Genomic DNA, 17,040 nt, shown 5'->3' on the forward strand with positions numbered 1-17,040 from the left:
CACCCACCCTCGCCAGGTAGAAGGAGCAACCGTGAGCAGCGTCGACACGTTCGGGTCGAAGGGAACACTGGAGGTCGGTGAGAACTCGTACGAGATCTTCCGCCTCTCCGCGGTAGAAGGCGCCGAGCGCCTCCCGTACAGCTTGAAGATCCTCGCCGAGAACCTCCTGCGCACCGAGGACGGCGCGAACATCACCGCGGACCACGTGCGGGCGATCGCCGCCTGGGACCCGGACGCGCAGCCCGACACCGAGATCCAGTTCACGCCGGGTCGCGTCATCATGCAGGACTTCACGGGCGTGCCCTGCGTCGTGGACCTCGCGACCATGCGTGAGGCCGTCGCCGACCTCGGTGGCGACCCGTCGCGCATCAACCCGCTGGCTCCCGCCGAGATGGTCATCGACCACTCGGTGCAGATCGACGTCGCGGGTCGCCGCGACGCGTTCGAGCGCAACGTCGAGTTCGAGTACCAGCGCAACCACGAGCGCTACCAGTTCCTGCGCTGGGGCCAGACGGCGTTCGACGACTTCAAGGTCGTCCCCCCGGGCACCGGGATCGTCCACCAGGTCAACATCGAGTACCTGGCACGCACCGTCATGACGCGCGAGGTCGGCGGTGTGCTCCGTGCATACCCGGACACGTGCGTCGGCACCGACTCCCACACGACCATGGTCAACGGCCTGGGCGTGCTCGGCTGGGGCGTGGGCGGCATCGAGGCCGAGGCAGCGATGCTCGGCCAGCCCGTCTCGATGCTCATCCCGCGCGTCGTCGGCTTCAAGCTCAGCGGCCAGATCCCCTCGGGCGTCACCGCGACCGACGTCGTCCTCACGATCACGCAGATGCTGCGCCAGCACGGCGTGGTCGGCAAGTTCGTCGAGTTCTACGGGGCGGGCGTCGCGGCCGTGCCGCTGGCCAACCGTGCCACGATCGGCAACATGAGCCCCGAGTTCGGCTCGACCGCCGCGATCTTCCCGATCGACTCGGTCACGGTCGACTACCTGCGCCTGACCGGCCGCTCCGAGGAGCAGCTCGCGCTCGTCGAGGCGTACGCCAAGGAGCAGGGCCTCTGGCTCGACCCGACCGACCCGAGCTACGTCGAGCCGGTCTTCTCCGAGTACCTCGAGCTCGACCTCTCGACGGTCGTCCCCTCGATCGCCGGCCCCAAGCGTCCCCAGGACCGCATCGAGCTGTCGAACGCCAAGTCGGCGTTCGCCCGTGACCTGCCGACCTACGCCCCCGAGGTCATCGATGTCGTGGACGAGGCCGAGAAGGAGTCGTTCCCGGCCTCCGACTCGCCCGCGATCCACGCCAACGGCCGCCGCACGGTGCCCGTCACGGACAGCCACGGCAAGCAGTTCGACCTGTTCCACGGCGCGGTCGCGATCGCCTCGATCACGTCGTGCACCAACACGTCGAACCCGTCCGTGATGCTCGCCGCGGCGCTGCTCGCGAAAAAGGCCGTCGAGAAGGGCCTGGAGGCCAAGCCGTGGGTCAAGACCTCCATGGCACCGGGCTCGCAGGTCGTCACGAACTACTACGAGAAGGCGGGGATGTGGCCCTACCTCGAGAAGCTCGGCTTCCACCTCGTGGGCTACGGCTGCGCGACCTGCATCGGTAACTCGGGCCCGCTCGACGAGAAGATCTCCGAGGCCGTCAACGAGCACGACCTGTCCGTCGTCTCGGTCCTCTCGGGCAACCGCAACTTCGAGGGTCGCATCAACCCCGACGTGAAGATGAACTACCTGGCCTCCCCGCCGCTGGTCATCGCGTACGCGCTCGCGGGCACCATGGAGTTCGACTTCGAGCACGACCCGCTGGGCCGCAACGAGGACGGCTCGCCGATCTTCCTGCGCGACATCTGGCCCACGCCGGAAGAGGTCCAGGCGACGATCGACTCCTCGATCGACCGCGCGATGTTCACCAAGGACTACGCGGACGTCTTCACGGGTGACGAGCGTTGGCGCGCCCTGTCCACGCCCGAGGGCAACACCTTCGAGTGGGACGAGCAGTCCACCTACGTGCGCAAGCCCCCGTACTTCGAGGGCATGTCGGCGCAGCCGTCCCCGGTCACCGACATCTCGGGCGCCCGCGTGCTGGCCAAGCTCGGCGACTCGGTCACGACCGACCACATCAGCCCTGCCGGGTCCATCAAGGCGGACTCGCCGGCCGGTGTGTACCTGGCCGAGCACGGCGTCGAGCGCCGTGACTTCAACTCCTACGGCTCGCGCCGTGGGAACCACGAGGTCATGATCCGTGGCACGTTCGCGAACATCCGTCTGCGCAACCAGCTCCTCGACAACGTCGAGGGCGGCTTCACGTTTAACTTCGTGAAGAACGCTCAGGACACCATCTACGACGCCGCGCAGGACTACGCCGCGGCCGGCACGCCGCTCGTGATCCTCGGTGGCAAGGAGTACGGTTCCGGCTCGTCGCGTGACTGGGCTGCCAAGGGCACCGCGCTCCTGGGCGTCAAGGCCGTCATCACCGAGAGCTTCGAGCGCATCCACCGCTCGAACCTGATCGGCATGGGCGTCCTGCCGCTGCAGTTCCCGGCCGGCGAGTCCGCAGGGTCGCTGGGCCTGGACGGCACCGAGACGTTCGACGTCTCGGGTGTCACAGCGCTCAACGAGGGCACGACGCCCTCGACGGTCAAGGTCACCGCGACCAAGGCCGACGGCACCTCGGTCGAGTTCGACGCGGTCGTCCGCATCGACACCCCCGGAGAGGCCGACTACTACCGCAACGGCGGCATCCTGCAGTACGTGCTGCGCTCGCTCGTCAACGACTGACGATCCTCCGCCGCGGGGGCGGCGTCGTCGGGCCCGGGATCTCCCGGATGCCCGACGGCGCCGCGCACCCCGCCCGGGACGCACGACGACGGGGCGTCTCACCTTCGGGTGGGGCGCCCCGTCGTCGTATGTGCTTCTTTGGTTGTACGAGCAGTGCAGAACTAGACCAATACGGAATGCTCTGCCAGAATGACGCGAGCCGACTCTGTCGGCATCTGTCGGGGCGAATCGTTCCCTTAAATGACCTGGAAGGTTCTCATGCGACTCTCATCTAGTCTTCTGGGGCGACTCGACTTAACGGCAGCGGCTACCCTGCTTACGACCAAGCCGCTAGATCGAATGCCCCTCCTGGCGATTGATCAGTGCCTCTCTAGTTCGCCTGGGAGAATTGCGCAAGTAGCTACGGCGTCATTCACGGCGGGTCGTCGGGTGGCGTCTGAGACGCTAACAATGCCGCGCGCAGGTTTCGGTCCTCGTCCAATTAATGCGGTGTCGGCCACCGCTAGGACGGTTTACGGGGCGTTGGCGGAGATGCTTCGTTCGGATCTGCCCCCGGAATCTCGAGGTAAGGAGAAGTGGGGCATTTTTTCGAAGATCGGACTAGATGATGAAGATGAGCGGTATGTCGTTGAATTAGACATGGCGTCATGCTACGAGTATGTCGATCATGTCAAACTGCAGGAGGAGATAATCCTCCAGTCCGCGAACGCAGAGGCTGCAACCGCCCTGCTCGCCCTGCTCGGTGAGACGTTTGGGAGACCTCGCGGGCTTCCGCAGCTTATGGCAGCGAGCGATCTTCTTTCGGATGCCTATCTTCAGGGTGTCGAACGGGAGCTCCTGCGGTCTGGATATGACGTCTATCGGTTTGCAGACGATTTTAAGGTCCGCGCCTCCTCTTGGGGGGAGGCGAATGAGATTATCGAGAATGCCGCCGACATTTCGCGAGATTATGGTCTCGTGCTTTCATCGGCAAAGACGACCATCAGAAGAGTGGATCGCTTCAAAGCGCAGCGCGCCGAGGTTGACGAATTCCTCCTCGAGTACTTTGCTGCAGCAAGAGACGATCTTAACCAGATCGATGTGATTTCCAATGGTTACGATGACTTTCAGACGAGCGAGTCGTTCCCGGACGACGACATGGCGTTCGAGGGGGCGCTTTGGAAGATCTTGGAGGACTGGCTGAACTCTCCAACGGAGACTGAGTTGCCACTTCATTCGCACTATATTCCAATGGCACTCTCATACCTGCGTAAATCTGAACGTCGAATTTCGGACAACAGTCTTCGTGAGATTGTCTTTCGAAATCCGATCCGGCTCGAGGCGGTATTGAGGTATGTGCTGTCACGGGACGAAGGGTCGGCAGGATGGGGTAGTTTGGACGTGCTGGCTTCAATGGAGCGCCAGAGTCCTTGGGCGAAGATCTGGATGCTGAGCGCGGGGTCTCAGATGTCAGCCGAAGGGAAGGGGGGCATTTTTGCTGATTGGGCGGCGAGACAACTATCCGAGCGGCATGAAACTGTACGCGCCGAAGCAGTTTGGCATCTGGCTTCCGCTGGATCCCTGACTGAGGACGAGTTGCGGAGTGCGGCTTCGTCAGCGAGTGAAATTTCGCGCCCCTCGCTGGCGGCAGCCGCTGGCGTCCTGGGACTCAAGGGAAAGTTCGCAGGTTCGTTGAAGCACGAGTCTATGCTCTCTAAGCAGGCGTTCGAGTGGGGTGAGTCAAAGAAGTGATTCCGCTCAACATCACGAGGGCTGCTGAAGATGCTCTTCGTGCATTATCGCGCCTCTCAGTCCTGGGGCGCGACACGGAAGCGGAGGTTTATCAATCCGTTCTGTCAAGTGTAACAATAATGGAATCCTATGTTGACACAATTGTTTCCGCGATAGTAGAGGACTCTCTAGAAGTCGGAGGCGGCGCAATTGGCGGAGTGGTTTTCGACGAACTGCGCCCTGATCTGCAACGCTCGTGGGCTCGACGAAATCACTGGCTGCAGCGCTTGTTCGGTATTTCAATGAAGGGCCAAGAGTGTGGCCAAGATGGGGATCTGGTGATCGCGCTTCGCAATGCGCTGACCCACGGGTCCGGGGGGATGTCTCGTCTGCAGACGCAAGATGCCGGTGGGGTTGTTGAGCTGGCGGAGAGCCTTCGTAGAAAGTTGCGGGTTGATTATGTCGGAGGCCGACTCTTTCTGGACGCAAGTAGTGGACAGATCGCCTGCAGTGTTTCGAGGGAGTATGTCCTCAGCCTGGACTCGCAGCTTTCACCATTTTCGACGAAGGCTGCGAAAGTGCGGCTAATGTAGGCAGTTGCCCGAACTGCGTCTCAATCACTTTGCTTTGACTGATGGATGTCTTGCGTTGTTTCGGGTTGTGCCCGCTGCGTGAACGTGCCCGCCGTGACGGCCGTGTACGAGCGGCGCACGATCTCCTCCAGGACGTCGAGGTCGTTCGTCGACAGGTCCTTGAGGTACACGCACACGAGGCTCGCGGTGTGCGGGCCGAGGCGATCCAGCAGATCCTGGTGCGCGGCCGTCCCGTCGGGCAGGTAGACCGTGGACGCGGCCTTGCGCGGGGAGAAGCCAGCCGCCCCCGCGTCGCCCTGGCGCCCGCTCGCGTACTCGTAGTGGTAGTGGCCGAACCCGATGATCGACGGACCCCACATCACGGGCGGCTTGCCGGTGACGCGCTGCATGAGCGCGATCAGCGTGTCCGCGTCGCGGCGGCGGACCGTGTGGGTGACGGTCGCGAGGAAGGCGTCCACGTCGCCGTCGTGCGGGCGGGTCTTGTTGTCCGTGGCCATGTGCCAGTATCGCCCGTCGCGTGCCTGCGTGCCCCTGCGCGGCACGTCCGCCACGCACCGTACGTCGGCAGGGCGCCGTCCGCGAGCGGCTCAGTCGTCGCCGAGCACCTGCGCGAGCGTGTGCGCGCCCAGGTCGGCGAACGCAGGGTCGTCGTCCGAGTGGGCCGCGAACGCGGTGCCGAGGACGAGCGCCCAGCCCCGTGCCCGGGCCCACGTCGCGTCGTCAGTCCCGCGACGGGCCGTGACGGCCTCGCGGAACGCGTGGCGTCCCACGGCGTCGAACGTGATCCAGGCGGTCGCGAGGTCCGTGGCGGGGTCCCCGCTGGTCATGTCCCCGAAGTCGACCACCGCACCCAGGCGGTGGCTCCCGGGCGCGAGCACCAGGTTCGCCGGGTGCAGGTCGCCGTGCAGCCACAGCGCCAGCCCGTCCCACGCGGGAACCTCGACGAGGCGGGACCACAGGTCGAGGAGCGCTCCGTCGTCGGGCACGTGGCCCGACGTGAGGCGGCCCCGGACCGACTCGTCACGCGCGGCCAGCGGGACGCCGCGGAACGGGTTCGCGGGCGCCTGGGGCGGCGCGGGGACGTGCAGGGCCACGAGGAACGCGGCGAGGTCGGGGGCGAACGCGCGGCGCAGCGCGGGGTCGACCGCGAGGGCGCTCAGCCCGTCGAACCACGGGACGATGCTCCACGACCAGGGGAAGGAGGGGCCCGCAGACCCGTCGGAGGGAAGCCCGACCCGCACGGGAGCGGGGACCGGTACCGGGAGGTGCGGTGCGAGCACCGGGAGCCACTCCTGCTCGTGGCGCACGAGCGCGGCCGCGAGCTCGCGGCGCGGGACCCGCACCGCGAGCTCGTCGCCCAGGCGCAGCACCACGTTGTCCCAACCGTTCGCGACGACCTCCAGGGGCAGGCCGGCCAGGTCGGGGTGCTGGGCGGTGAGCAGGGCGCGCACGAGGTCGGCCGTGACGTCGACCTCCGCGGCGGGCCGCAACGCCACTAGACCGGCACCCCGACCGTGCGCGCCGCGTCCCACGGCTCGGCCCAGCCCAGCCGGTCCAGGAGCGCGTCGAGGATCGCACCCGTGAACCCCCACACGAGGTGCTCGCGCCCGTCCGCGGACACCAGGAAGGCAGGGCTCTTGTGCGTGCTGCGACCCCGGCGCACGACGGCGGTGCGCCGGTTCGCGGGGTCCGTCAGGTCCGCGACGGGCACCCGGAAGACGTGCGCCGACTCGGCCGAGTCGACGACCGCGACCGGTGTGGGCCGCGCCCACCACCCGATCACGGGGGTCACGAGGTGGTTGCTCACGGGCAGGGGGAGCGGGGAGAGCGCGCCCAGGACCTCGACACCGTCGCGGTCCAGCCCCGTCTCCTCGACGGCCTCGCGCAGGGCCGCGTCGACCAGGTCCGTGTCCGTGTCGTCGAGCCGTCCCCCGGGGAACGAGACCTGGCCCGGGTGGTGGCTGAGCGTCGAGGCGCGGGCGAGCAGGAGCACGTCGAGATCGGCGGGCACTGGCGAGGCGGGAGCGTCGTCCGTCGCGTCCTGCCCGGACGTGCCACGAGCGGCCAGGACGTCGTCGAGCACCCCGAACAGGACCAGGACCGCGGCCTGCCGCACGCGCGACTCGTCGAGCGTGCCGATCGCGTAGCGCCACGGGCGAGGCCACGGCGAGCCGTCCTGGGCGAGGGCCACGAGCCCGGCACGCGCCGAGCCCGCGGTCGGCGGGACGGTCACCAGCCCGCGGGCAGCGGGCGCCCCTCCTCGTACCCGGCCGCGGACTGGATGCCGACCACGGCCCGCTCGGCGAATTCGGTGAGCGAGGACGCCCCCGCGTACGTGCACGAGCTGCGCAGGCCCGCGGTGATCTCGTCGATCAGGTCCTCGACGCCCGGGCGGGCCGGGTCGAGGTACATGCGGGAGGACGAGATGCCCTCCTCGTACAGACCCTTGCGCGCCTGCTCGAACGGGGACCCGCCCGCGCCACGGGCCGCGACCGCCCGGGCCGAGGCCATGCCGAACGACTCCTTGTAGAGGCGACCCGTGCCGTCGTCGTGCAGGTCGCCCGGGGACTCGTGCGTCCCGGCGAACCACGAGCCGATCATGACCTGGGACGCGCCCGCCGCGAGGGCGAGGGCGACGTCGCGCGGGTGGCGCACGCCGCCGTCGGCCCAGACGTGCTTGCCCAGCTCGCGGGCCGCGGCCGCGCACTCGAGGACAGCAGAGAACTGAGGACGGCCCACGGCCGTCATCATGCGCGTGGTGCACATGGCGCCCGGCCCGACGCCGACCTTGACGATGTCCGCCCCCGCGGCCACGAGGTCGCGCACGCCCTCGGCCGTCACGACGTTGCCCGCGACGATCGGGACCTGCGGGTCCAGGGACCGCACGGCCTCCAGGGCCTGGAGCATCTTGACCTGGTGACCGTGGGCCGTGTCGACCACGAGCACGTCCACGCCCGCGGCGAGGAGCTCGGCGGCCTTGGCCTTGACGTCGCCGTTGATGCCCACGGCCGCCGCGATGCGCAGGCGCCCCTGGGCGTCCAGGGCGGGGGAGTAGACGCTCGAGCGCAGCGCGCCGCGACGCGTCAGGACGCCCACGAGGCGCCCGTCGCGCACGACCGGGGCGACCTTGCGTCGCGAGCGGTGCAGCTCGTCGAACGCGGCCTGCAGACCGCCCGGACCCGACACGACCGACGCGTCGACGGTCTGCGGCTGGGCCGACATGACCTGCTGGACCTGCGTGAAGCGGTCGACGCCCAGGCAGTCCGCCTCGGTCACGACCCCCACGGGGCGGTCGCCGTCGAGGACCACGGCCGCGCCGTGCGACCGCTTGCCGATCAGGGTCAGCGCGGTGTGCACGGTGTCGGTGGGGGAGACCACGACCGGGGTCTCGATGACCGGGTCCTTGCCCTTGACGTCGGCGACCACGTCCGCGACGACGTCGGTGGGCACGTCCTGCGGGATCACGACGATCCCGCCGCGTCGTGCGACGGTCTCGGCCATGCGGCGGCCCGCGACCGCCGTCATGTTGGCCACGACGAGCGGGATGGTGGTGCCCGTGCCGTCGTCGGACGCGAGGTCGACGTCGAAGCGCGAGGTGATCTCGGAGCGGGACGGGACGAGGAACACGTCGCCGTAGGTCAGGTCGGTGGTGGGCTGCTGGCCCGGCAGGAAGCGCACCCCAGCAGTCTACGGAGGCTGTCGAGAGAGCGAGCGCGGATCGGGTGCCCAGCGCGTGGAGAGGTCGTGATCCGGCCGCTCCGGGCGCGAGCACCCGCCCGGAGCGCCTAGAGTTGTCGGGCTAGTCGAATGGCAGGCGGAACGGAGCGGTTATGACCCTGTTGAGCAGCATCACGTCACCGGAGGACCTCCGGCGGCTGACCCCCCAGCAGGTGGAGACCCTCGCAGCGGAGATCCGCGAGTTCCTCGTCTCCGCCGTGTCCCGCACGGGCGGGCACCTCGGGCCGAACCTCGGCGTGGTCGAGCTGACGCTCGCGATGCACCGCGTCTTCGACTCGCCCAAGGACTCGTTCGTGTTCGACACGGGCCACCAGGCCTACGTGCACAAGCTGCTCACGGGCCGCCAGGACTTCTCCGCGCTGCGCAAGCGCGACGGCATGTCCGGGTACCCCAGCCGTGCCGAGTCCCCGCACGACATCGTCGAGAACTCGCACGCGTCGACCGCGCTGAGCTGGGGCGACGGGATCGCCAAGGCCAACGTCGTGCGCGGCCTGCGCGACCGGCACGTCGTCTCGGTCATCGGCGACGGCGCGCTCACGGGCGGCATGGCCTGGGAGGCGCTCAACAACATCGCCGAGAGCCAGGACCGGCGCCTGGTGATCGTGGTCAACGACAACGGCCGCTCCTACTCGCCGACCATCGGCGGCATGGCGCACCACCTGTCGACGCTGCGCACCACGCGCGGCTACGAGAACTTCCTCGACTGGGGCAAGCGCACGCTCTCGCGCTCGGGCGCCCCCGGCCGGTTCGCGTACGAGTGGCTGCACGGGCTCAAGAAGGGCCTCAAGGACGTCGTCGCACCCCAGGGCATGTTCGAGGACCTGGGCATCAAGTACGTCGGCCCCGTCGACGGCCACGACATCGAGGCGCTCGAGCACGCGTTCGTGCGGGCCCGCTCGTACGGGGCGCCCGTGATCGTGCACGTCATCACCGAGAAGGGTCGCGGGTACACCCCGGCCGAGCAGGACGTCGCCGACCGCTTCCACGCGGTGGGCCAGATCCACCCGGAGACCGGGCTGCCCGTCGCGCCCTCGCGCTTCGGCTGGACCTCGGTGTTCGCCGACGAGATCGTGAAGATCGGCCGACGCCGTACCGACGTCGTCGCGATCACCGCAGCCATGCTGCACCCCGTGGGCCTCGCACCCTTCGCCGAGGCGTTCCCCGAGCGCACGTTCGACGTGGGCATCGCCGAGCAGCACGCCGCGACGTCGGCCGCGGGCATGGCCTTCGCGGGCCTGCACCCGGTCGTCGCGGTCTACGCGACGTTCCTCAACCGTGCGTTCGACCAGGTCCTCATGGACGTGGCGCTGCACAAGGCGGGCGTGACGTTCGTGCTCGACCGTGCGGGGATCACGGGCGAGGACGGCGCGAGCCACAACGGCATGTGGGACATGGCCATGCTGCGCATCGTCCCGGGCCTGCACCTGGCGGCCCCGCGCGACGAGGCCACGCTGCGCGAGGCCCTGCGGCACGCGGTCGACATCGACGACGCGCCCTCGGTCGTGCGCTACCCCAAGGGCGCGGTCGTCGCGCCGATCCCCGCGATCGAGACGCTCGACGGCGTGGACGTGGTCGCCCGCCACGACGCGGTGCCCGCCAAGAAGACCAAGGCTGCGGCCGGCGCGCCCCGCAAGGTCCTGCTCGTGGGCGTCGGTTCCATGACCGGTACCGCGATGGCCGCGGGCGAGGCGCTCGCGGCCCACGGCGTCGAGGTCACGGTCGCGTCCCCGACCTGGGTCCTGCCGCTGCCGTCGGCGCTCGTCAAGCTCGCGGGCGAGCACGACCTGGTGGTCACGATCGAGGACGGCATCGCCGACGGCGGCGTGGGCTCGCTCCTGGGCCAGCGCGCGGTCGAGGCCGGGATCACGGTCCCCGTGGTCCCGCTGGGCCTGCCCACGGTCTTCCTGGACCACATGACGATCGACCAGGTGAGGACGACGCACCGCCTGACGGCGCAGGACGTCACGCGGGACGCGCTCACGGCGCTCGCGCTGCTCTGACGCAGCGGGTCGAGACGCAGGACGGGGCACGGACCGCGCGGTCCGTGCCCCGTCCTGCGCCCTGGGTCGGCTCGACCCCGGGCGGAGCCGGGCCGAGCCCGGCCGCGCAGGGACTCAGGCGAGCGTCGCCTCCGCGGCACGCTCGATCACGGTGCGCGGGTCACCCGACGTGGCGAACCATGCGCGCTGCCGTGCGGCGCCCCCGCCCGTCGACCACAGCCGCCCGAGGAGCTCGGTCACGGCGTCGAGGTCGCCCGCGTCGACGAGCGCCTCGCGCACGTGCGCGACGAGCTGCCCCACGACGTCGTGCGCGGTCGCGGGCTTCCAGGTGAGCGGCGAGACCAGGTCGCCGGAGATCCCCGACCGGCCTGCACGCCACGACGCCGTGCGCAGGAGCTCGGGATGGAGCATGGGCGCGGCCGCGCCCGCCGCGGCCTCGCGAGCGGCGGTCTCCACCAGCCCGCGGGCCAGGGCCGCGAGCAGGGTCGCGGTGTCGGCGTCGAGGCACACGTCCGCGACGCGGATCTCGACGGTCGGGTAGGACGCCGAGAGCCGGGCGTCGAAGTAGATCATCGCGGTGTCGAGGATGGTCCCGGTGCCGACCAGTGCGTCGACCGTGGCGCGGTACGCCTCGGGCGTGCCGAACGAGGGCGCGGGGCCCGCCGTCGGCCACCGTGACCACACCTGGGAGCGGAAGCTTGCGTACCCGCTGTCCTCGCCCTGCCAGTAGGGCGAGTTGGCGCTCAGCGCGAGGAGCGGGGCGAGCCAGGGGCCGATCCGGTCGAGGACCGCGACCCCCTCGGTGTCCGAGGAGACCGCGACGTGGACGTGGCAGCCGCCCGTGAGCTGCTCGCGGGCCGTGAGGCCGAACGCGGCGCGCGCCTCGAGGTAGCGGAGCTTCCCGACGGTCGTCGGGGACACGGGCACGGGTGAGGTGCCGAGCGCGACGATGCGCGCGTCGCGCTGCTCGGCGGCCTTGTTGGCCCGGATGCGCCCGTCGCGGATCTCCTGGGCCAGCTCGGACAGGTCCGCGCAGGGGTGCGTGCCGGTCTCGAGCTGCTCCTCCATGAGCTCGAGCTCGAGGTCGCCCCCGGGGGCGTTGCCGGCCTGGTCCGGGCGCGAGCCGCCCGACGCCCCGAGCCCGGCCTCGGTGGGCCGGCTCGTGCCGGCTGCTTCGATGACCTCGGCCGCGACGGCGCTCGGGACGCCGTCCGGTCCGACGAGGAGGAACTCCTCCTCCACTCCCATGGTTCGCATCGAGGAAGTCTCACACGTGGCGGGGGCCGCTCGCACGCAGGGGGCCCGACGGCGGCGCGCGCCCCGGGCGAGAGGGCGGCGGTCCGGGGCGGGGGAGGTTGCGGGCGCCGACGCCGAGAATGGTCGGTGCGGAAATGCCGGGCCGTTGTTCGCTGGGTATCGTGGATGCTCCTGGCAAGGCGGGAGAAAAAAGCAACCCGGACGCATTCCGCAAGGGACTTTGGTCCCGAGTAGTCACTCGTCGAACGCCCAAGGAAGGGTCATGTGAAGACTGTCACAAGCGGGAATGCTCGGCCCTGCGGAGGTGTTCCAGTAGCCAGAAAGGTTGCAATCTCGCGGTTCTGCCGAGCGTGGCTCAACATCCGACGGTTCACCCTGTGAGCCAGGTGACAGCGTCTTGACCACCCCCGGACCCTCTCGGGGTCGTAGCCTGAAAGGGCGAAGGAGAACGGCAGGACGGCACGGATTTCCCGCGTCGACCAAGGTCTTTACCCCCGCCGCGCAGGCTGCGCGGCGTGGACGTCGAGGAGAGTGATATGACCAGCATTTCCGAGGCTCGCAGCACCACTGGCGGCCAGGACGACGCGACCGTCCCCGCTTGGGCCGGCTTCACCGCGGGTCCCTGGCAGGACACGGTCGACGTGCGCGACTTCATCCAGCGCAACTACACCCCGTACGAGGGTGACGACTCCTTCCTCGCCGGACCCACGGAGCGCACCACAGGCATCTGGGCCAAGCTCTCCGAGATGTTCCCCGCCGAGCGCGAGAAGGGCATCTACGACGTCGACCCCCACACGCCCGCGGGCATCACGGCCCACGCGCCCGGGTACATCGACAAGGACGCCGAGGTCATCGTCGGCCTCCAGACCGACGCCCCGCTCAAGCGCGCGATCATGCCGAACGGCGGATGGCGCATGGTCGAGGGCGCCCTGGAGACCTACGGCTACCCGGTCGACCAGGAGCTCAAGAAGGTCTTCAGCGAGTACCGCAAGACCCACAACCAGGGCGTCTTCGACGTCTACCCGCCCAACGTCCGCGCCGCACGCAGCTCGCACATCATCACGGGCCTGCCCGACGCCTACGGCCGTGGCCGCATCATCGGTGACTACCGCCGCGTCGCGCTCTACGGCGTCGACCAGCTCGTCGCCGCCAAGAAGCTCGACAAGCTGGACCTCGACACCCAGCCGTTCAGCGAGAAGGTCGTGCGCGAGCGCGAGGAGCACGCGGAGCAGATCCGCGCCCTCGGCGAGCTCAAGCAGATGGCCGCCTCGTACGGCTACGACATCTCGGGCCCGGCGACCAACGCCCGCGAGGCCGTGCAGTGGCTCTACTTCGGCTACCTCGCCGCGGTCAAGGAGCAGAACGGCGCCGCGATGTCGCTGGGCCGCACCTCGACCTTCCTCGACGTGTACCTCGAGCGCGACCTGGCGAACGGTGTCATCACCGAGGAGCAGGCGCAGGAGATCATCGACGACTTCGTCATCAAGCTGCGGATCGTGCGCTTCCTGCGCACCCCCGAGTACGACTCCCTGTTCTCGGGCGACCCGACGTGGGTCACCGAGACCATCGGCGGCATGGGCGACGACGGTCGGCCGCTCGTCACCAAGAACTCGTTCCGCTTCCTGCAGACGCTGTACAACCTGGGCCCGGCTCCCGAGCCCAACATGACCGTGTTCTGGAGCCCGCGCCTGCCGCAGGGGTTCAAGGACTTCTGCGCCAAGGTCTCGATCGACACCTCGGCCGTCCAGTACGAGTCGGACGAGCAGATCCGTCCGGCCTGGGGTGACGACGCCGCGATCGCGTGCTGCGTCTCGCCCATGGCGGTCGGCAAGCAGATGCAGTTCTTCGGTGCCCGCGTGAACCTGGCCAAGACCCTCCTCTACGCCATCAACGGTGGCAAGGACGAGGTCACGGGCAAGCAGGTCTCGCCGGTCGTGGCTCCCGTGCCCGAGGGTCAGCCCCTCGACTACGACGACGTCCGCGCCCGCTTCGACAAGACCATGGACTGGCTGGCCGAGACCTACGTCGAGGCGCTCAACTGCATCCACTGGTCGCACGACAAGTACGCGTACGAGCGGCTCGAGATGGCCCTCCACGACAAGGAGGTCCTGCGGACCATGGCCTGCGGCATCGCCGGTCTCGCGGTCGCGGCGGACTCCCTGTCGGCCATCAAGTACGCCAAGGTCACGCCCGTGTTCGACGAGCGAGGCATCGTCGTGGACTACGAGACCGAGGGCGAGTACCCGGCGTACGGCAACGACGACGACCGCGTCGACGCGATCGCGGTCGAGCTCGTCGAGTCGTTCATGGCGAAGATCCGCTCGCACAAGATGTACCGCGACGCGCTGCCGACCCAGTCCGTCCTGACCATCACGTCGAACGTCGTGTACGGCAAGGCCACGGGCAACACGCCCGACGGTCGTCGTGCGGGCGAGCCGTTCTCCCCGGGCGCCAACCCGATGAACGGCCGCGACACGCACGGCATGCTCGCCTCGGCCCTGTCCGTCGCGAAGCTGCCGTACAACGAGGCGCAGGACGGCATCTCGCTGACCAACACGGTCGTCCCGAGCGGCCTGGGCCGCACCCGGGAGGAGCAGGTCGCGAACCTCGCGGGTCTGCTCGACGCGTCGGTCGGTGGCGACGGCTACCACATGAACGTCAACGTGCTGGTGAAGGAGACTCTCGAGGACGCCATGGAGCACCCCGAGAACTACCCTCAGCTCACGATCCGTGTCTCCGGGTACGCCGTGAACTTCGTGCGGCTCACCCGCGAGCAGCAGCTCGACGTCCTCTCGCGGACCTTCCACGGCGCTCTCTGAGCGCAGATCGGCGGAACATCATGACGACTCTCTCGACGCCCGCAGCCGGCCAGGTGCCCGCGCGTGCCGCCGCCCGCTACGGGGTCGACGGGGTCGCCTCGGCTCCGCTGCCGTGGCGGACCTCCGGTGACGCCCTGGGCCACGACAGTGACCTGGACGCGCCGGAGGCCCCCCGCCGCCGGACAGGGGCCGGGGTCTCCGGCCTCTCGACGGCCGAGGACCTCGACCGGCACGACAAGCTCGCGATGATGCGCTCGGGCGAGCTGGGCTCGGTCCACTCGTGGGAGCTCGTGACCGCGGTGGACGGGCCGGGCACGCGCCTGACGGTCTTCCTCAACGGGTGCCCGCTGCGGTGCCTGTACTGCCACAACCCCGACACGCTGCAGATGAAGGACGGCGAGCCGGTCACGGCCGACGAGCTGCTGGCGCGCGTCAAGCGGTACCTGCCGGTCTTCCGTGCCACCAAGGGCGGTCTGACGCTCTCGGGCGGCGAGGTGCTCATGCAGCCCGCGTTCGCCGCGCGCATCCTGGCGGGCGCCAAGGAGATGGGCGTGCACACCACGCTCGACACCTCGGGCTTCCTCGGGGCGAACCTGAGCGACGAGATGCTCGCGAACACCGACCTGGTGCTCCTGGACGTCAAGTCGGGCGACCCCGCGACCTACGAGAAGGTCACGGGCCGTGCGCTCGAGCCCACCCTGACGTTCGGGCGACGGCTCGCCGAGTCGGGCCTGCCCGGTGGGGTCACGGCCGAGCACCCGGTCGAGGTCTGGATCCGCTACGTGCTGGTCCCGGGCCTGACCGACCAGGCCGAGCACGTCGACGTCGTCGCGGACTACGCGGCCTCGCTCAACGAGATCCGGCCCGGCACGGTCACGCGCGTCGAGGTCCTGCCCTTCCACCAGATGGGCCGGGACAAGTGGGAGACGCTCGGGCGCGAGTACGAGCTCACCGACACCCCGGCTCCCGACGTCGAGCTGGTCGACCGCGTGCGCGACCAGTTCCGGGCGAAGGGCCTCACGGTCTACTGACCGTCCCGCCCCCGAGACGTGGCCTGCGGCCCCTGGATCCTGTGATCCGGGGGCCGTTTCTCATGCCCCGGTGAGCACCGAGGTCAGCCACGGTCCCAGCACGGGCAGCACGGCGTCCGGCTGCATGGCACGGGTGTGGTCGAGCCCGTCGAGCAGCTCCACGTCCCAGCCCGCGGCGCGCAGCTCGGCGGCGTGCGCTGCGAGCGCGCCACCGATGCTCACGTGCACCCCGCCCCACCTCTCGCCGTACTCGATCTCGTCGGCCGTCCCCGCGAACGCGAGGCGCGGGCACGTCACGCGGTCCAGCGCGCCTCGGTCGTCGAAGGTGTCGAGGGCCTCGTAGAGCGTCACGAACTGGCGTGTCTGCTCCTCGCCGAGCGTCATGTCGAAGCTCTCCCAGTCGAAGTCCTCGGGGTCCGCCGCCGCGTCGCCCCCGGCGCCGGGAGAGGCGTCCGTCGACTGCGCGCGCTCCTCCTGCCCGACGGCGTCGCTCGACTCGAGCGGCGCCGTCGGGCCGTCCGTGGGCGCGGTAGGCGTCGCCGCGGGGGACGCTGACGTCATGCCGTGCGTCGCGCGCGTGACCGCGAGCATGCCCGCGTACGGGCCGTCGAGCGGCGGGAAGCCGCCCATGGCCAGAGCGGTCAGGCGGTCCGTGCGCAGCGCGAGCTGGAGGCCGCTCAGGGCGAGCCACGAGTAGCCGTAGTACGCGAAGGTCTCGGCGCCCGCGGCGTCGGCGATCGCGAGCAGGTCTGCCGTGACGTTCTCCGGGGTCAGCGTGCCCGCCGCCGGGTGGGACATGCGGTGGCCCTCGTAGTCGGCGGCGACCACGCGGAACGTGGGGGACAGGGCGTCGATCAGCGTCCGCCCGAGCGCAGGGTCGACGCCCCACGTCCGGAGCTCGTCCGCCGAGGGCCCCGTGGCCGGGACGGGGTTGACCGGGAGCAGGACCGCCGGGCCGGTGCCGGTGACCTCGACCGTGAGGGTGCTGCCGTCGTGGAGGGTTGCGGTGGCCTCGCGGGACGTGGAGGTGGGTGTGCTCGGTTCGAGCGGCATGGCGAGGTCCTTCCGACGCTGCGCGAGGTGGACGTCCACGCTATCGCGGAC

Annotated in this window: 12 protein-coding genes; 6 read left to right on the plus strand and 6 right to left on the minus strand. The window is 69.6% G+C overall.

Going from position 1 to position 17,040, the window contains the following annotated elements:
- The first annotated feature begins 31 nt into the window (after window positions 1-31).
- The 3 genes from acnA (at window position 32) to ASE15_RS20850 (ending at window position 5,091) form a co-directional block, all read left to right on the plus strand.
- The gene (gene acnA / locus ASE15_RS12555; protein WP_056763562.1) at window positions 32-2,788 is read left to right on the plus strand and encodes an aconitate hydratase AcnA; all 2,757 of its coding nucleotides are present in this window, start codon (window positions 32-34) and stop codon (window positions 2,786-2,788) included.
- A gap of 450 nt (window positions 2,789-3,238) precedes the next feature.
- Window positions 3,239-4,519, plus strand: a complete 1,281-nt coding sequence (locus ASE15_RS20405; protein WP_255354305.1) for a reverse transcriptase domain-containing protein — start codon at window positions 3,239-3,241, stop codon at window positions 4,517-4,519.
- Window positions 4,516-5,091 carry a hypothetical protein gene (locus ASE15_RS20850; protein WP_157277215.1) on the plus strand — a complete coding sequence of 192 codons (576 nt, stop codon included), beginning with the start codon at window positions 4,516-4,518 and terminating at the stop codon, window positions 5,089-5,091. Before ASE15_RS20405 ends, ASE15_RS20850 begins: the two co-directional genes overlap by 4 nt.
- 20 nt (window positions 5,092-5,111) lie before the next feature.
- Here the strand turns inward: ASE15_RS20850 and ASE15_RS12560 are convergent, their stop codons facing one another.
- The 4 genes from ASE15_RS12560 to ASE15_RS12575 all read right to left on the minus strand — a co-directional run bounded on the left by ASE15_RS12560 (window position 5,112) and on the right by ASE15_RS12575 (window position 8,769).
- Window positions 5,112-5,588: a DUF1801 domain-containing protein gene (locus ASE15_RS12560; protein WP_056763828.1), complete on the minus strand. Its 477-nt coding sequence runs from the start codon at window positions 5,586-5,588 to the stop codon at window positions 5,112-5,114.
- Between the two features lie 90 nt (window positions 5,589-5,678).
- Window positions 5,679-6,587 carry an aminoglycoside phosphotransferase family protein gene (locus tag ASE15_RS12565; RefSeq protein ID WP_056763564.1) on the minus strand — a complete coding sequence of 303 codons (909 nt, stop codon included), beginning with the start codon at window positions 6,585-6,587 and terminating at the stop codon, window positions 5,679-5,681.
- A complete protein-coding gene (locus ASE15_RS12570) occupies window positions 6,587-7,327 on the minus strand; it encodes a CoA pyrophosphatase (protein WP_157277230.1) in 741 nt (246 codons plus the stop codon). The genes ASE15_RS12565 and ASE15_RS12570 overlap by 1 nt, the downstream gene beginning before the upstream one ends.
- Window positions 7,321-8,769, minus strand: a complete 1,449-nt coding sequence (locus ASE15_RS12575) for a GuaB1 family IMP dehydrogenase-related protein (RefSeq protein ID WP_056763568.1) — start codon at window positions 8,767-8,769, stop codon at window positions 7,321-7,323. Before ASE15_RS12575 ends, ASE15_RS12570 begins: the two co-directional genes overlap by 7 nt.
- A 152-nt stretch (window positions 8,770-8,921) precedes the next feature.
- Here ASE15_RS12575 and dxs point away from each other — a divergent pair, with 152 nt between their 5' ends.
- Window positions 8,922-10,829 carry a 1-deoxy-D-xylulose-5-phosphate synthase gene (gene dxs / locus ASE15_RS12580; RefSeq protein WP_056763569.1) on the plus strand — a complete coding sequence of 636 codons (1,908 nt, stop codon included), beginning with the start codon at window positions 8,922-8,924 and terminating at the stop codon, window positions 10,827-10,829.
- 114 nt (window positions 10,830-10,943) lie between these two features.
- Here dxs and ASE15_RS12585 read toward each other — a convergent pair whose 3' ends face one another.
- Window positions 10,944-12,077: a glutamate--cysteine ligase gene (locus ASE15_RS12585; protein WP_056650125.1), complete on the minus strand. Its 1,134-nt coding sequence runs from the start codon at window positions 12,075-12,077 to the stop codon at window positions 10,944-10,946.
- Window positions 12,078-12,622: 545 nt separating this feature from the next.
- Between ASE15_RS12585 and pflB the strand changes: the two genes are divergently transcribed.
- Together pflB and pflA are read left to right on the plus strand one after the other, a co-directional pair.
- Window positions 12,623-14,905 carry a formate C-acetyltransferase gene (gene pflB, locus ASE15_RS12590; protein WP_056650122.1) on the plus strand — a complete coding sequence of 761 codons (2,283 nt, stop codon included), beginning with the start codon at window positions 12,623-12,625 and terminating at the stop codon, window positions 14,903-14,905.
- 20 nt (window positions 14,906-14,925) lie between these two features.
- A complete protein-coding gene (gene pflA / locus ASE15_RS12595; RefSeq protein ID WP_082618414.1) occupies window positions 14,926-15,936 on the plus strand; it encodes a pyruvate formate-lyase-activating protein in 1,011 nt (336 codons plus the stop codon).
- A gap of 60 nt (window positions 15,937-15,996) precedes the next feature.
- Here pflA and ASE15_RS12600 read toward each other — a convergent pair whose 3' ends face one another.
- Complete coding sequence (locus ASE15_RS12600; RefSeq protein WP_056763832.1) at window positions 15,997-16,989, minus strand: alpha/beta fold hydrolase; 993 nt, start codon at window positions 16,987-16,989, stop codon at window positions 15,997-15,999.
- Window positions 16,990-17,040: the final 51 nt, after the last annotated feature.

The organism is Oerskovia sp. Root22 (assembly GCF_001429135.1).
Classification (GTDB): domain Bacteria; phylum Actinomycetota; class Actinomycetes; order Actinomycetales; family Cellulomonadaceae; genus Oerskovia; species Oerskovia enterophila.

Excerpts from the sequence above, each read along its gene's own strand:
- ASE15_RS20405 (WP_255354305.1), top strand. The coding sequence starts at position 3,239 with ATGCCGCGCGCAGGTTTCGGTCCTCGTCCAATTAATGCGGTGTCGGCC.
- ASE15_RS12560 (WP_056763828.1), bottom strand. The coding sequence starts at position 5,588 with ATGGCCACGGACAACAAGACCCGCCCGCACGACGGCGACGTGGACGCC.
- dxs (WP_056763569.1), top strand. The coding sequence starts at position 8,922 with ATGACCCTGTTGAGCAGCATCACGTCACCGGAGGACCTCCGGCGGCTG.
- ASE15_RS12585 (WP_056650125.1), bottom strand. The coding sequence starts at position 12,077 with ATGGGAGTGGAGGAGGAGTTCCTCCTCGTCGGACCGGACGGCGTCCCG.
- pflB (WP_056650122.1), top strand. The coding sequence starts at position 12,623 with ATGACCAGCATTTCCGAGGCTCGCAGCACCACTGGCGGCCAGGACGAC.
- pflA (WP_082618414.1), top strand. The coding sequence starts at position 14,926 with ATGACGACTCTCTCGACGCCCGCAGCCGGCCAGGTGCCCGCGCGTGCC.
- ASE15_RS12600 (WP_056763832.1), bottom strand. The coding sequence starts at position 16,989 with ATGCCGCTCGAACCGAGCACACCCACCTCCACGTCCCGCGAGGCCACC.